Raw genomic sequence first — 15,717 nt, 5'->3', positions numbered from 1 at the left:
TTTTTCATGATAAATGATTTATGAATATTTATGAATCGATTTTTTATAGGCTGCATAAAAATGAGCAGGCAGTATCACTAATACAGAAACTGCAATTGCAGCAAGCAAATAAGCATTTGCATAAGGCCATTGCATCATTTGAAAAACCAAACTCACAACTAATAAAAGGATGATTAAAAAGCCTGCAGCGAATTTTACTCTGTTTACAATAATGATTTCTTTGGCTAATTTTTGATGATTGGTTTCTAATTGTAAATTCTTAAAACTAGCATAACCACCAAATTTTTGCAAGGCTTGCTGATAGAGCTGATTAAAATCTTCAGAATCTTGATTTTCAATATAAGTGCAAATATGGTCTAGCAAATCTTCTCTTAAATCAATATTTTCTACACCATATAAGGACAAACTGTTCTCAATAAACGTAATATGTTTTTCTGTTAGTTGCATACTTAAATAGGTTTTGGGTTAAATATGAGGTGCAGAGTTTCTATAAAATCATTAATTTCTTCGGTTACGGTGTCTACCATTTTTTTACCTTCATTGGTAACCTTATAATATTTCCTTACGCGCTTGCCAATAAATACTTTTTCTGTTTCTAAAACTTTTTTTGCTTCGAGTTTGTGTAAAATAGGATATAAAGCACCTTCAGAGATATCTATTTTACCTGAGGTCATCTTTTTTACTTCTTGTGTAATCTCGTAACCATACATTTTTCCCTTATTATTTATCACAGTTAAAATGATAGGTTGCAACGTTCCTTTTGTTAATTCTTTGCTATACATAATTCAAATATACATTTTATTTAAATGTATTGAAATAAAATGCTTAATAAATGTAATGCTTAGCAATTCGTTTTTCTTTGAACACATTGCGTTGTATCTTTGTATTTAGCAATTTTAGACAATGTTAGACGTACAAAACATAAGAAAAGATTTCCCAATCCTTAACCGTACGGTTAATGGGAAACCACTCATATATTTCGATAATGCAGCCACATCGCAAACACCACAACAGGTTATTGATGTTATTGTAGATTATTATACAAATTACAATGCCAATATTCACAGAGGTGTACACAGTTTAAGCCAAGAAGCTACGGACGCTTACGAGCAGGCACGTGTAAAAATTCAGAAACATTTTAATGCTAAGCATTCTCACGAAATTATTTATACTTCTGGTACAACACACGGAATTAATTTAGTTGCTAATGGGTTTTCTTCTTTATTGAAAAAAGGGGATGAAATTATTGTTTCAGCACTAGAACATCACAGTAATATTGTGCCTTGGCAAATGCTTTGTGAACGCACAGGAGCAAGCTTAAAGGTAATTCCTATGAATGAAAATGGCGAATTAATCCTTTCAGAATTCGATGCGCTATTAAACGACAACACCAAATTGGTTTTTGTTAACCATATTTCTAATGCGTTAGGCACTATAAATCCTATTGAATATATTATAGAAAAAGCACACCAGTTTGGTGCAGCTGTTTTAGTAGATGGTGCACAATCTTGTCCGCATATAAAACCAGATGTTCAAGCCTTAGATGTAGATTTTTACGTTTGTTCTGCTCATAAATTATGTGGACCAACTGGTGTTGGAACGCTTTACGGAAAAGAAGCATGGCTCAACAAATTACCACCTTACCAAGGCGGAGGCGAAATGATTGCAGAAGTGTCATTTGAAAAAACAACCTACGCAGCTTTACCTCATAAATTTGAAGCAGGAACACCCAACATTTGTGGTGGCATTGCCTTTGGTGCTGCTATTGATTACATGAATAATATTGGTTTTGATAACATTGCCCAATACGAACACGACCTTTTAGAATACGGAACTGAACAGTTACTCAAAATTGAAGGCGTAAAAATTTACGGCACCGCAAAAGAGAAAACTTCTGTCATTTCCTTTAATGTAGGTAATATTCATCCTTATGATATAGGAACCATTTTAGACAAAATGGGCATTGCTGTGCGTACAGGTCATCATTGTGCACAACCAATAATGGATTTTTATAACATTCCAGGAACTGTAAGAGCATCCTTTATGTTTTACAATACCAAAGCAGAAATAGACAGCTTTATTTCGGCTTTAAAAAAAGCAATAATGATGCTCTCTTAAACTTTGGCATTAAATATGTAACTTACCATAATAAACACACTATAGATGAAAATTTTACTAAGTTTATTTATGCTTTTAACCACAATGAGTTCTTGTGATTCATCAAAAAAAGCAATGGAAAACAGCAAAAAAATGGAAGACTCGCTTTCTGGAACTTACTATATTACAGAAGTTGAAGATATGGATGTATCTTCAAATAAAATTACAATTACTTTTGATATTGCAACTAATAAAGTTACGGGTTTTGCTGGTTGTAATAGCTTTTTTGGGAATTACACTTTAGAAAAAAGTACGTTAACATTTCAAAATATTGGAGCATCTAAAAAATTCTGCGCAGGCACGGCTTCTAAAACAGAACGTCAATTTTTAAAGGCTTTAAATTCGATTGATTCGTTTTCAATTAGCGATAATTTAATTTCATTTTCAGCAGAGAACTCTGTAGTGTTAAAAGGAACTAGCGAAATGATTCTTAATTCTAAAAAAAGTGAGCTAACAACCTATAAAGACAATACAACAATAAAGTATCAAGCTACATCTAGAGCTTCTTTTGAATATATCACCATTTCAAAATCTGAGATTATAATTTCAGAAGACAAAACCCTTTTAAAAACAGATAAATTTAAGACTAACCTTAAAGATTGGGAGGAATTAAATAAGTTAATTTCAACTATAGACCCAGAAACAATTCATAACCTTACACCTCCATCAACAGCGCATAAATTTGATGGAGCACCACATGCCACACTAGCAATTATATTAGGTGATGTACAATACATGACACCAACTTTTGACCATGGCAACCCACCGGAAACAATAAAGACTTTAGTTAATAAAGTGTTATCCATTAAAGAAAACACGGTTAGAAAGTAACGATTTTGTAATTTTGCCCTAAACAATGAGACTATGACTATTGAAGAAGTACAAAATGAAATTATTGACGAGTTTTCTATGTTTGAAGATTGGGAGGAACGCTACCAATATATGATTGACCTTGGAAAAGATTTACCTCTAATTGACGAAAAATATAAGACCGAAGACAATATTATTAAAGGTTGCCAAAGTAAAGTTTGGGTACATGCTAATATGAATGATGATAAGGTGAATTTTACAGCAGATAGTGATGCCATAATTACAAAAGGAATCATTGCTATATTAATTAGAGTATTCTCTGACCAACACCCAAAAGATATTATTGAGGCAAACACCGATTTTATAGATAAAATTGGCTTAAAAGAACATTTATCACCTACTAGAGCAAATGGTTTAGTTAGTATGATAAAACAATTAAAAATGTATGCTATTGCATACCAAACACAACTTAATTAAGTTTATTTTTAAATAGAAATTTAATAATTCTTTCCTGTTTTATAGGACCAAAAATATAATATGCCATGAGCGACTCAACCATAGACACAGCAGTATTAGGAGAAAAAATTCTTAGAGTACTCAAAACAATATACGATCCAGAAATCCCAGTAGATATTTACGAACTTGGATTAATCTATGATGTTTTTGTTAACGAAGATTTTGAAGTAAAAATCTTAATGACATTAACAACACCTAACTGCCCTGTTGCAGAAACATTACCCCTTGAAGTTGAAGAAAAAGTAAAATCTCTAAATGAAGTTAAAGATGCCGAAGTAGAAATTACTTTTGATCCACCTTGGTCTCAAGACTTAATGAGTGAAGAAGCCAAGTTAGAACTTGGAATGCTTTAATTAACACCAATAAATGCCAAGACATAAACCAAATTCATTAAAGGACGGAAAGAAAACAAATCTAAAATCGTCCTTTAATGCTTTAATATATATTCCTAGGTTTTTTAAAGAAATCTGGAACGTCAATAAAAGTCTCTTCTTATTATCAGCTTTATGTAGACTTGTTGGCGCATTGCTTCCTGTAGTAATTTTATGGGTAGGAAAACTTATTATAGATGAAATTATTTTACAAATTTCATTAGATAATCCAGATTATTACCAACTATGGACCTACGTTGCTGCAGAATTTGGATTAATCATTCTATCAGATTTAGTAAGCAGAGCCATTTCTTTAACAGACGGTTTACTTGGTGATGAATACAATATTGCATCTTCTGTTGCCATTATTAAAAAAACCAATCAAATTAATATAAGCTTACTAGAAGATTCAGAGTTTTACGACAAGTTAGAACGTGCCAGAACACAAACAACAAACAGAGTAGGACTCATGTCTAACGTGCTTGGGCAAGCCCAAAGTGCCATCTCTATTACAACGTTAATTGCAGGTTTAATTTATTTTGAACCTTACTTAATTATTTTACTTATACTAAGTATCATTCCATCATTTATAAACGAAATACGCTTTAGCCAACAACAATATTCACTTGCCAGAAGTTGGACCTCTGAGCGCAGAGAGTTAGACTACTTAAGATTTATTGGTGCCAATGATAAAACAGCCAAAGAGATTAAACTTTTTGGGCTAACAGACTTTGTTGTAGACCGTTTTAAAAATTTATCTCAAGACTATTATCAACTCAATAAAACATTAGCAGTAAAACGTTCTGCTTTAGGATTTTTATTTAATGTTTTAGGCTCTATTAGTTATTATGGCGCTTATGTTTTTATCATTTACAGAGTACTTTCAGGCGCAATAACACTAGGTGAATTAACTTTTTTATCAGGTTCTTTTAATCGCCTAATGAAAAATTTACAAGACTTCTTTTCAAAATTTACACGTATTTCAGAAAGTGCCTTATATCTTAAGGATTATTTCGATTTTATCGATATTTCAATCGTTTCGAAAGCAAAAGAGAACATTAAGTTACCAAAACAAATCAAAAAAGGATTTGAATTTAAAGATGTTAGGTTTGCTTATCCTAATTCTGAAGTCGAAATTTTAAAAGGAATTAGCTTCTCATTAAAAGCAGGAGAAAAATTAGCATTTGTTGGCCAAAATGGTGCAGGAAAAACTACACTCATTAAATTACTGCTTCGTTTTTACGAACCAACATCGGGCACAATATTATTAGACGGCACCAATATTAACCGTTTCAACATTGCAGAATATCAAGAATATTTTGGTGTTATTTTTCAAGATTTCTTTAGGTATGAATTTACCGTAAAAGAAAACATTGCTATTGGAGATATTAACGAATTAGAGAATCAACCTAAAATTGAAAACGCCGCAGAATTAAGTTTGGCCAACGAAGTGGTTACCGAATTAAAACAAGGTTATAACCAGCGTTTAGGCAAACGATTTGCTAAAGGACAAGAGTTATCTGGCGGACAATGGCAAAAAATTGCTTTAGCAAGAGCTTATATGAAAAGTGCTGAAGTAATGGTTTTAGACGAACCAACTTCAGCTTTAGATGCAAGAGCAGAAAGTGAAGTGTTTGGCAGGTTTATTGGGTTGACGGAAGGAAAAACAAGTATTATCATTTCGCATAGATTTAGCACAGTGCGCCAAGCCAATAGAATTTTAGTATTAGAAGAAGGAAAAGTGAAGGAAATTGGCACCCATGAAGAACTTATGGCAAACAATGATTTGTATTCTGAATTATTTACACTACAAGCAGAAGGCTATCAGTAAAACATTTAATTTTGTATTATGGCAGATGAGATAATTAATAGAGTTGCAAATAGTAAACTTAGAGTTATAGATTTAGAAGATTACTATCCACAAGGAAAGCGCGTACTTTTTGATATAACAGATTGGCTCTTAGAAGGTTTAGTGTTGCGTGAAAAAGAATTTAGAGTTTTTGTAGCAGAACACAATTGGTCGCAGTACCAAGATTGTTATGTTGCTTTGCATTGCTCAACAGATGCTATTGTACCAGATTGGGCTTATATGTTAATTGCTATCGAACTTCAGACTTATTCTAAATTAACTACTATTGGCAATTTAAATGAATTAGAATCTTTGCTATATGCAGATATAATTTCAAATTTAGACCTTTCAGAATTTAAAGATTCACCGGTTATAATAAAAGGTTGTTCTAACAAACCTGTGCCTTCAAGTGCTTTAATTTTATTGTCTCAAAAATTAAAACCAATTGCTAAATCTATAATGTTTGGTGAAGCTTGCTCTGCAGTTCCATTATTTAAGAAAAAATAATAAAAATAATTGTGACCGTTTAAAAGTTCGGGTGTCTTAATAATTAGTGATTTTAACGAAAAAAACATGTTTAAAATCAATTAACGCTTAAATTTGCAAATTAATAACAATTTAATTTATTAAAAATTAATCCATTATGAACAAAAAATTAATATTATCAGTATTCCTCCTATTGGTAGTAACTTTAAGTTTTGCACAAACTAAAGAAGAACTTGAAGCTCAAAAAGCTGAAAAACAAGCTGAAGCTGACAAATTTCAAGGTGAAGCAAATGCTTTACAAGCACAAATAGATGCTTTACCAGGTTGGAGAACAGGTGCTTTTGGTACTATTGGTGGTAACTTATCTGATTTTAGCAACTGGTACGGACAAGGAACACCTAACCTATCTTCTGGTAGCTTTGGTATAACTTTAAATGCTTTTGCTAATAAAATAGAAGACAAATATTTTTGGAGAAACTCTTTATTAACTAACCTAAATTGGGTAAAGTTTAATGATAAAGATGATGATACAGATGATGATAGCTTTCAAAACGGTACTGACGTATTTAACATCTCTTCACTTTACGGTAGAAACTTAAGTAAAACATGGGCTATTTCTGGTTTAGCAGAATACAGAACAACCTTATTAGACAACTTTAATGACCCTGGTTATTTAGATGTTGGTGTTGGTGCTACATGGACACCTATTGAAAACTTAATTGTGGTTATACACCCATTAAACTACAACTTTGTATTTGCTGATGGTGATTCTGTTTTTGAATCTTCTATGGGTGCAAAAATTGTAGCAGATTATACAAGACAAATTGGTGCTATTAACTTTAAAACTAACTTCTCTACTTTCCAAAGTTACGAATCTAGTGATTTATCTAACTGGACATGGACTAACTCTTTTAGTTATACACTATGGAAAATGATTGGTGTTGGGTTTGATTTTGGCTTAAGAAGCAACAAACAAGAAGCGGCTAATTACCAAGAAGTTGATTTATCTGATGTAGACAACAAATTACAATCTTATTACACATTTGGTTTAAGCTACAAGTTTTAAGCTAAACACAATATTTATAAAAAAAGAGGTCTTATAAATTATAAGACCTCTTTTTTATGGTTAAAAATTCTTTAAGATATTATTCTATATCTTCAACATCTGGGTATAAAAAATGATTATACGGAAAGCGTGTTACGTGTATTTCTCTAACTTCTTTATAAACACGTTTTCTAAACTCGTCCATGTTTTCTTTATTAATTGCAGAAATAAATAAAGCATTGTCACCTACTCTATGCATCCAAGTTCGTTTCCATTCTTCAATAGAATAATTAGCTTCAGTACGTTCTGCAATTAAATCGTCTTCATCAAAAGGCTCAGCTTCATAAGCATCAATTTTATTAAAAACCATTATAGTAGGTTTATCTTTACTTTTAATATCATCTAAAATTTGGTTCACAGATTCTATATGTTCTTCAAAATTAGAATGAGAAATATCCACTACATGCAATAATAAATCTGCCTCTCTTACTTCGTCTAATGTACTTTTAAAAGATTCAACCAATTGTGTTGGTAATTTTCTAATAAAACCTACCGTATCACTCACTAAAAAAGGAAGATTTCCAATAACTACTTTTCTTACAGTTGTATCTAGAGTCGCAAAAAGTTTATTCTCTGCAAAAACATCGCTTTTACTAATCACATTCATTAACGTTGACTTACCAACATTGGTGTAACCAACTAAAGCTACACGTACCATTTTTCCACGATTACCGCGTTGCACAGCCATCTGCTTATCTATAGTCTTAATCTTAGATTTTAGTAACGCTATTTTATCTCGTACAATACGCCTATCGGTCTCAATCTCTGTTTCACCTGGGCCACGCATTCCTATACCACCTTTTTGCCTTTCAAGGTGCGTCCACATTCCTTTTAATCTGGGTAGTAAATATTCGCATTGCGCTAATTCTACTTGTGTCCTTGCATAGCTTGTTTGTGCACGTTGCGCAAAAATATCTAAGATAAGATTTGTTCTATCTAATATTTTACAATTAAGAATTTTGCTAATATTTCGTTCTTGAGCAGGTGTTAATTCATCATCAAAAATAACAGTTCCAATATCATTTTCTTTTACAAAACTAGCCACATCATCCATTTTACCAGTACCAATAAAAGTTTTAGGATTTGGCATAGCCATTTTTTGCGTGTAACGCTTTACAACCTCACCGCCTGCTGTATAAGTTAAAAACTCTAACTCATCAAGGTATTCTTTTAATGTTTCCTCATCTTGATCTTGGGTAATTACACCTATTAAAACAACCTTCTCTAAAGCAATATCTTTTTTCTCTATCATAAACTAATTAAAGTACAAAGTTAATCAATTGAATTATTCTTTATATAATGTTTTAAAAACCTATATTTAGAGCCATGAATGAAAAAATTACCATAGCCTTTTATAATCTCGAAAACTTGTTCGATACTAAAGATGATCCTGTTGTTTATGATAACGACTTTTTACCAACTGCTCAAAAACGATGGACACCAAAGCGTTACCAAAAAAAACTTTTAAAATTAGGCACTGCAATATCTAAAATTGGAGAAGAAGATGCCAAAGCAGGACCATCACTTGTTGGATTAGCTGAAGTAGAAAACAAAAAAGTATTATCAGATTTAGTAAGAAGTGAAAACCTAATAAGAGAGAATTACAGTTATATTCATTATGATTCGCCAGACGAACGTGGTATAGATGTAGCGCTATTATACAAAAGTGATGTATTTACAGTATTCTCTTCCGAAAGTTTTCCCGTTTATTTAGAAAATGAATTTGGAGACCAAGATTATACCAGAGATATATTATTAGTAAAAGGTAATTTAATTAACGAAGAAGTTAATATAATCATTAACCATTGGTCTTCTAGACGCGAAGGCGTAAAAGAAACAGAATTCAAAAGAATTGCAGCAGCAAATAAAGTTAATGAGATTATTAAAACAATAAAAACCGAACAAGATTCTCCAAAAATCATTGTTATGGGAGATTTTAACGATAATCCTAATAGTAAAAGTCTATTACAAATTGAGCAGCAAAGCCAATTATACAATCCATTTAAAACTGTATGGTCTCGAGACAAAGGAAGCTTAAATCATCAATTTCAATGGAATCTATTTGATCAAATTTTATTTTCTACAAACTTTTTAGACAGCACAAATTCAAGGTTAATATTTAATAAAGCTAATGTTTTTAACAGCAAGTTTCTTACACAATACAAAGGAAAGTATAAAGGACAACCTTTTAGAACCTATGTTGGTAAAAAATATCATGGCGGATACAGCGATCATTTCCCCGTTTTTATAGAATTTAAGTTAACTTAAAATGTGCTAAAACCCATTTAACGATAATAACAGTAGTTAGTCTATTATAACATTGTTAACCTACTGTTAATGGTCATTTTTTATATATTCGAGTTCGCATTGTTTTAGACGTCTAACCAACGAGAATCGGTGCAATTTACATCACACTTTTACAAAATATTAATGCAATCCCTCATAATCAATTGGTTATAAGGGTATATATAATTCTTAACAAACCGATTAATAATGAAAAAGATTACTCTATTTTTAATCATGCTTTCATTTGTTAGCTTAACAAATCTCGAAGCACAAATTAGTACATTTCCATACACGGAAGACTTTGAGTCTGGTGATGGTGGTTGGGTAGCAGATAATACAACAAATGGTACATGGGAACTAGGTACGCCTGCTGGAGCTATTATTAATAGTGCTGCTTCTGGAGCAAACGCCTGGGTAACTAATCTTACTGGTACTTATAACACTAATGAAAACTCATGGGTTACAAGTCCGGTGTTCGATTTTTCAGCATTAAGTGCACCTGCTATTCAAATGAGTATTTGGTACGATGCCGAATTTAGTTGGGATGGAGCCGTTCTTCAGTCTTCAATAGATAATGGAACTACTTGGGTTAATGTAGGAGCTGTTGGCGATCAAAATAACTGGTATACAGACAATACAATTTCTGGAAGCCCTGGAGGTCAACAAGAAGGTTGGTCTGGCACAGGTACAGCAGGTACAAATGCTTGGGTTATGGCATCTAATAGTTTAGCTAGTTTAGCAGGCCAAGCTAATGTTATTCTTAGAGTTGCATTTGGTTCAGACGGTTCAATAGTCGATGAAGGATTCGGTTTTGATGATGTAACAATTTATGAAGTATTGTGTCCAGAACCATCTGATTTAACAGTTTCTGTAACCACTGCTACCGGAGCTACAATTACTTGGACAGACAATGGTACCGCTACAATTGCAAATCTAGAAGTCGTTGAAACAGGTGTTACTCCAACTGGTACTCCTAATCATGTTGGCGTTAGTAGTCCATATTCAATAACGGGCTTAACCTCGTCAACTACTTACGATGTATATATTCAAGCAGATTGTGGTAGTGATCAAAGTGTATTTGTTGGGCCAATATCTTTCTCAACGGAATGTACAACATTTGTAGCACCATACACTGAAGGCTTTGAAAATGGAGGCGTTATACCATTGTGTTGGTCTATGGATGGCGGTGAAGATTGGGAGTTTGCTGATGACCCTGGTTTTGATCATATTGGAAACGATGGTGTAATGGACGGAAACACCACAACAAACGGTTACTTTGCCTTTGTTGATTCTTCGGGAACACAAGACCCAAGCACCTTAACATCACCTTTAATAGATGTTAGTGCATTAACAACTCCTGCACTATATTTCTACGAAATTAGCCATAACGAAGGTAATGCTAATAGTACACTAGAAGTTGAAGTATGGGATGGAGCGGCTTGGAATATGATGGCTACTTATAACACTAACACATCTGGTTGGGAATTAAAGGTCATAGATTTAAGTTCTTTAACAATTACAGGTGATATTCAAGCTAGATTTATTTTTTCAGAAACAGTACCTGGAGATTTTTATGATGACATTGCAATAGACGACGTTACATTCGATGAAGCACCAACCTGTTTTAACCCAACGTCATTAGCAGCAGACTTTATTACTGCGAGTGGTGCAGAATTAAGCTGGACTCAAGATGGGTCCGTAGCCGCATGGAATATTGAAATAGTAACAGCTGGTAGTACTCCAACAGGTACTCCAACTGATGCAAGTGTTACTAATCCATTTACTGCTACTTCTTTAATGGCTGCTACGGATTACGAATATTATGTGCAAGCAATATGTGGGACAGAACTAAGTGGATGGGCTGGTCCTTTTGCTTTCACCACAGAATGTACAACATTTACAGCACCATATATAGAAAGTTTTGAAAACAATGGTACTATACCATTATGTTGGTCTATGGATGGTGGTGAAGATTGGTTTTTTGATGATGATCCAACTGGTAGCCATGTTGGTGATAATGGTACTATTACAGGTAGCACAATATCTAACAACTATTATGCGTACGCTGATGCATCTGGAAATGATGGTATTAGAACATTAACAAGTCCTTTTATTGATGTCTCCGCATTAACAGCACCTACCCTTACGTTTTACGAAATCAGTAATAATGAAGGTAATGATAATAGTACATTAGAAGTAGAGGTATGGGATGGAGCTGCATGGAATTTAATGGCAACATATAATACAAATACTGCAGGCTGGGAGCTTAAAACCATAGATTTAACAACGCTAACCATTACTGGAGATGTACAAGTACGTTTTATATTTTCAGAAACTACAACAGGTGATTTTTACGATGACATCGCAATTGACGATGTAGTAATTGACGATCCTGCATCATGTCCAAACCCATCAGACTTAATTGCTGAGAATTTAAGTTTAACTTCAACCCAAATTAGTTGGACAGAAAATGGAACTGCAACAACATGGAATATCGAATATGGTGTAGCTGGTTTTACTCAAGGTTCTGGTACTTTAGAGAGTAATGTCACTGCTAATCCATATGTATTAAATAGTTTAACACCAGATACTAGCTATGACGTTTATATACAAGCAGTTTGTGGTGTAGGCGATGAAAGCTTTTGGATTGGACCTATAGAATTTTACACAGGTTATTGTGAATCAGTGCCAAGTAGTAATGATGGCGACGGTGTTAACTACGTTAACTTAGGGATAACAACTTTTACAAGTTTAGGAGATGTAACCTATGAAAATCAAACATCACCAACAGTAAATGTATTCCAAGGAATAAATACTAACTTAGAAATAGAATTTGGTCATGGCTTTACATATGACACTAATGTTTGGATTGATTTTAACGATAATTTAGTTTTCGAAGATACTGAACTTGTATATCAAGGTGAATCTTCAGGAGCTAGTTCTCCTCATTTATTAGATGCTTCATTTGTTATGCCTTTAACAGCGCCTATCGGTGTTCATAGAATGCGTATTGGAACTGCCGATTTTGGACAGTCTACACCAGATCCTTGTTACGATGGATCTTGGGGTGTTACCTTAGACTTTACTGTTAACATACAAGAGTTGTTATGTACACTAGCCGAAGCTGATTATACAGTTATCCCAGATTGTGATAACAATCAATTTTTTATAGATGTTAATATTACGAGTATGGGAGATGCAACATCTTTAGAATTATCTAACGATTTTGATACTTCAACAGTACAAGCTACTGCTACAGGTATTCACCAAGTTGGTCCTTTCCCTTTTGGCAGTACTGTAAAAGTATTTGTAACCAATGAGCAAGATAACAATTGTGTTATTAGTAGTGAAAACTTCGAAGTGTTAGCTTGTCCTCCAGTTAACGATGACTGTTCAACCGCTACACCTGCCGTTGTTAATTCAAGCAGTACTTGTGATGCGGTAACAGCTGGTACTATTTTAGCAGCAACACCATCTGGAGTACCAGACGGAAGCTGTACTGGTACGCCAAATGACGATGTATGGTTTACTTTTGAAGCGTTAGACGAGATTGAAATAATATCTATAATTAATGTTGTTGGAGGAACAACTAACATTGATCATGCTCTATATGAAGGTTCTTGTGGAGCATTAACAGAATTATATTGTACAGATGATGACGCAGCCGTTACACCATCTTTAGTTATAGGTAATACTTATTATGTAAGAGTATTTTCTGGAGGTACATCATCAGAAACATCAACTTTTGATTTATGTATTAGACCTGCTCCTACAAATATAATTTGTGAAAATGCAGAAAATTTCTGTTCAGTAGGTGGTGCATTAACTACACCAAATATTATTGGAATACCTAGTACTGGTCAAGTAGCATGTTTAGGGTCTATTCCAAACCCAACATGGAATATTATCCAAATTGGTGAAAGTGGACCAATTGAAATTCAAATTGAACAAACTGACGCAAGTGGAAACGGATTAGATGTAGATTTTGTCATTTGGGGTCCTTTCACATCTGTAGATCAAGCTTGTACAGATATCGTTCTTGCCGACTGCCCTACATGTCCTAATAACACATCAAATTCTAGTTTTTATCCATTCGGAAATATTGTAGATTGTAGTTATTCTGCTTCATCAGTAGAGAATCTAACAATTGATAATGCTGTGAGCGGTGAAATATACATGTTATTAGTTACCAACTTTAACGGTGGGGCTGGAGATATAACAATTACACAAACCAACTCTGGTGCAACAGACAATGGTACTATTGAAGCAGATATAGAAGCAGAAATAACCAGTATTGAAGTGCCAATTGATCAAACTAACGATCCGTCTGATCCAGACGAAGTGTCTGTATGTGGTTTTGACTCTGTTACTATAACAACAGACTCTCCTTTCGCAGATGAATATATCTGGTATAGAGACGGCTTTGTTATAACAGGTGAAACATCCTCTTCGTTAACCGTTACAGAGTCAGACAATTACCAAGTACAAGCTTTTGATAATCAATGTGGATCTGATGCTTTTTCTCAAATAGTAACTATTAATTTATACCAAGAATCACCAACAGTTGCACCTCAAAACATCACAGTTTGTGACGGTCCTGAAGCAAATGGTATTGAAGAATTTGATTTAGATGCACTAACTACAGATTTAGCTTTAGGAGATGACTTTACTGTAACTTACTACACTAATACATCTGATGCTAACCAAGCTATAAATGCAGTAAGTACGCCATACAGTAGTTCTGGAGAAACCTTAATTATAAGAATTGAAGATGCAGATGCTGCTACAAATGGATATTTAGGATGTAGACAATTATCTCAAGTAGAATTAGAAGTTAACGCAACACCTATGATTAATCAACCAAATGATTTTATCGTATGTGATGACTTAGATGGTACAGTAGATGGTGAAACAAGTTTTGATTTAACTTCAATTAATTCAGAAGTTAGTACGGATACAAACCATGACATTACGTATCATACATCTCAAGCAGACGCAGATTCAGATACTGGCGCACTTTCAAGTCCTTATATTAGTGCTGGTCAAACCATTTATGTTAGAGCAGAAGATATAACTACTGGTTGCTACAGTACAACTTCTTTTAACTTAGGAGTAAATATTGTTCCTTTAGCATCTTTTGAAGACTCTGACAACTATTTTGTTTGTCCAAATGCAACAGTTCCTATTACTATTGGAATAACACCAGATAACTTTACAGCTGCGGATGTCACAGTAACGTGGTCGTTAGATGGAAATTCTATTAGTGGAAGTGGATTAACACTAGATACTGTTTTAGAAGAAGGTGATTATACTGCAACAATAGAATTTAATGATACAGGTTGTACTAACACCATAACTATTTATGTAGAAGAATTAGATTCTTGTATTTTCCCACAAGGTATTTCACCAGGAGTATCACCAGGTCAGAATGACACGTTTGATTTATCAAGTTTCAATGTTACAAAACTTGAGATATTCAACAGAAACGGAACACTTGTGTACTCTAAAAACAATTATGTAGACGAATGGCATGGTCAGACTAATGATGGTAAAGAATTACCAGTAGGTACTTATTTCTATACTGTTATTTATGAAGGTGGTGCTAAATCAAAAAGTGCTTGGGTATATATTAACAGATAATCAACTAACAGAATCAACTTAAATTATAATGAAAAAACTCTCAATTATAGCGTTTTTGCTTTTAGCATTTCAAATGCATGGGCAACAAGACCCTCAGTACACGCAGTATATGTATAATATGAATGTGATAAATCCTGCTTATGCTGGATCAAAAGAAAATCTTTCTTTTGGATTATTATACAGAAACCAATGGTCTAAAATAGATGGTGGGCCAGAAACAGGAACTTTCTTTGGTCATTCACCAATAGGTAATAATCTAGGTATAGGTTTATCTGTTATTGCCGATCAAATAGGACCAGTAAAAGAAACTAATACCTATGTAGATGTATCGTATACCTTACAATTAGGTGGAGAGCATAGATTAGCGTTTGGTGTTAAAGCAGGTGCTACGTTTCACGATATTGGTTTAGCAGGTATTGATGTAGTAGATCCTACAGACCCTTTTTTAAGTCAAGATATAAATGAGGTAACCCCAAATATTGGAGCAGGTTTCTTCT

General features: G+C 33.5%; 13 protein-coding genes. 10 read left to right on the top strand and 3 right to left on the bottom strand.

What is annotated here, in order from left to right:
- Positions 1-18 precede the first annotated feature (18 nt).
- Together GN138_RS15380 and GN138_RS15375 are read right to left on the bottom strand one after the other, a co-directional pair.
- Positions 19-447, bottom strand: coding sequence for a thioredoxin domain-containing protein (locus tag GN138_RS15380; RefSeq protein ID WP_157364887.1), 429 nt, complete (start codon positions 445-447; stop codon positions 19-21).
- Between the two features lie 2 nt (positions 448-449).
- Positions 450-782, bottom strand: a complete 333-nt coding sequence (locus GN138_RS15375; protein ID WP_157364886.1) for a PadR family transcriptional regulator — start codon at positions 780-782, stop codon at positions 450-452.
- Between the two features lie 121 nt (positions 783-903).
- Here GN138_RS15375 and GN138_RS15370 point away from each other — a divergent pair, with 121 nt between their 5' ends.
- The 7 genes from GN138_RS15370 to GN138_RS15340 all read left to right on the top strand — a co-directional run bounded on the left by GN138_RS15370 (position 904) and on the right by GN138_RS15340 (position 7,255).
- The gene (locus GN138_RS15370; protein ID WP_157364885.1) at positions 904-2,118 is read left to right on the top strand and encodes an aminotransferase class V-fold PLP-dependent enzyme; all 1,215 of its coding nucleotides are present in this window, start codon (positions 904-906) and stop codon (positions 2,116-2,118) included.
- 45 nt (positions 2,119-2,163) lie between these two features.
- Positions 2,164-2,988, top strand: coding sequence for an META domain-containing protein (locus GN138_RS15365; protein WP_157364884.1), 825 nt, complete (start codon positions 2,164-2,166; stop codon positions 2,986-2,988).
- 33 nt (positions 2,989-3,021) lie between these two features.
- Positions 3,022-3,444 carry a SufE family protein gene (locus GN138_RS15360; RefSeq protein WP_157364883.1) on the top strand — a complete coding sequence of 141 codons (423 nt, stop codon included), beginning with the start codon at positions 3,022-3,024 and terminating at the stop codon, positions 3,442-3,444.
- Between the two features lie 65 nt (positions 3,445-3,509).
- Positions 3,510-3,836, top strand: coding sequence for a DUF59 domain-containing protein (locus GN138_RS15355; protein ID WP_157364882.1), 327 nt, complete (start codon positions 3,510-3,512; stop codon positions 3,834-3,836).
- Between the two features lie 13 nt (positions 3,837-3,849).
- Positions 3,850-5,685: an ABC transporter ATP-binding protein gene (locus GN138_RS15350; protein WP_157364881.1), complete on the top strand. Its 1,836-nt coding sequence runs from the start codon at positions 3,850-3,852 to the stop codon at positions 5,683-5,685.
- Positions 5,686-5,703: 18 nt separating this feature from the next.
- Positions 5,704-6,210 (top strand): DUF2480 family protein, encoded by a 507-nt coding sequence (locus GN138_RS15345; protein ID WP_157364880.1) that lies wholly within the window; start codon positions 5,704-5,706, stop codon positions 6,208-6,210.
- Between the two features lie 136 nt (positions 6,211-6,346).
- The gene (locus tag GN138_RS15340) at positions 6,347-7,255 is read left to right on the top strand and encodes a DUF3078 domain-containing protein (RefSeq protein WP_157364879.1); all 909 of its coding nucleotides are present in this window, start codon (positions 6,347-6,349) and stop codon (positions 7,253-7,255) included.
- 79 nt (positions 7,256-7,334) lie between these two features.
- Here the strand turns inward: GN138_RS15340 and hflX are convergent, their stop codons facing one another.
- Entirely contained in the window at positions 7,335-8,546 is a 1,212-nt protein-coding gene (gene hflX / locus GN138_RS15335) for a GTPase HflX (RefSeq protein WP_157364878.1), read from the bottom strand.
- Positions 8,547-8,620: 74 nt separating this feature from the next.
- On the opposite strand from hflX, the gene GN138_RS15330 reads away from it, so the two are divergent.
- From GN138_RS15330 to GN138_RS15320, 3 genes are all read left to right on the top strand, one after another.
- Positions 8,621-9,562, top strand: a complete 942-nt coding sequence (locus GN138_RS15330; RefSeq protein WP_157364877.1) for an endonuclease/exonuclease/phosphatase family protein — start codon at positions 8,621-8,623, stop codon at positions 9,560-9,562.
- A 225-nt stretch (positions 9,563-9,787) separates the two neighbouring features.
- Entirely contained in the window at positions 9,788-15,220 is a 5,433-nt protein-coding gene (locus tag GN138_RS15325; RefSeq protein WP_157364876.1) for a fibronectin type III domain-containing protein, read from the top strand.
- Between the two features lie 28 nt (positions 15,221-15,248).
- The coding region (locus GN138_RS15320; RefSeq protein ID WP_157364875.1) for a PorP/SprF family type IX secretion system membrane protein at positions 15,249-15,717 on the top strand (469 nt) is incomplete at its 3' end.

The sequence above is a fragment of the Winogradskyella endarachnes genome (assembly GCF_009741275.1).
GTDB lineage: Bacteria > Bacteroidota > Bacteroidia > Flavobacteriales > Flavobacteriaceae > Winogradskyella > Winogradskyella endarachnes.
The sequence above is the reverse complement of the archived record's forward strand: the minus strand, read 5'-3'. Positions and strand labels throughout refer to the sequence as shown.

Excerpts from the sequence above, each read along its gene's own strand:
- GN138_RS15365 (WP_157364884.1), top strand. The coding sequence starts at position 2,164 with ATGAAAATTTTACTAAGTTTATTTATGCTTTTAACCACAATGAGTTCT.
- GN138_RS15380 (WP_157364887.1), bottom strand. The coding sequence starts at position 447 with ATGCAACTAACAGAAAAACATATTACGTTTATTGAGAACAGTTTGTCC.
- GN138_RS15370 (WP_157364885.1), top strand. The coding sequence starts at position 904 with ATGTTAGACGTACAAAACATAAGAAAAGATTTCCCAATCCTTAACCGT.
- GN138_RS15345 (WP_157364880.1), top strand. The coding sequence starts at position 5,704 with ATGGCAGATGAGATAATTAATAGAGTTGCAAATAGTAAACTTAGAGTT.
- GN138_RS15340 (WP_157364879.1), top strand. The coding sequence starts at position 6,347 with ATGAACAAAAAATTAATATTATCAGTATTCCTCCTATTGGTAGTAACT.
- GN138_RS15350 (WP_157364881.1), top strand. The coding sequence starts at position 3,850 with ATGCCAAGACATAAACCAAATTCATTAAAGGACGGAAAGAAAACAAAT.
- GN138_RS15330 (WP_157364877.1), top strand. The coding sequence starts at position 8,621 with ATGAATGAAAAAATTACCATAGCCTTTTATAATCTCGAAAACTTGTTC.
- GN138_RS15325 (WP_157364876.1), top strand. The coding sequence starts at position 9,788 with ATGAAAAAGATTACTCTATTTTTAATCATGCTTTCATTTGTTAGCTTA.
- hflX (WP_157364878.1), bottom strand. The coding sequence starts at position 8,546 with ATGATAGAGAAAAAAGATATTGCTTTAGAGAAGGTTGTTTTAATAGGT.
- GN138_RS15375 (WP_157364886.1), bottom strand. The coding sequence starts at position 782 with ATGTATAGCAAAGAATTAACAAAAGGAACGTTGCAACCTATCATTTTA.
- GN138_RS15360 (WP_157364883.1), top strand. The coding sequence starts at position 3,022 with ATGACTATTGAAGAAGTACAAAATGAAATTATTGACGAGTTTTCTATG.
- GN138_RS15355 (WP_157364882.1), top strand. The coding sequence starts at position 3,510 with ATGAGCGACTCAACCATAGACACAGCAGTATTAGGAGAAAAAATTCTT.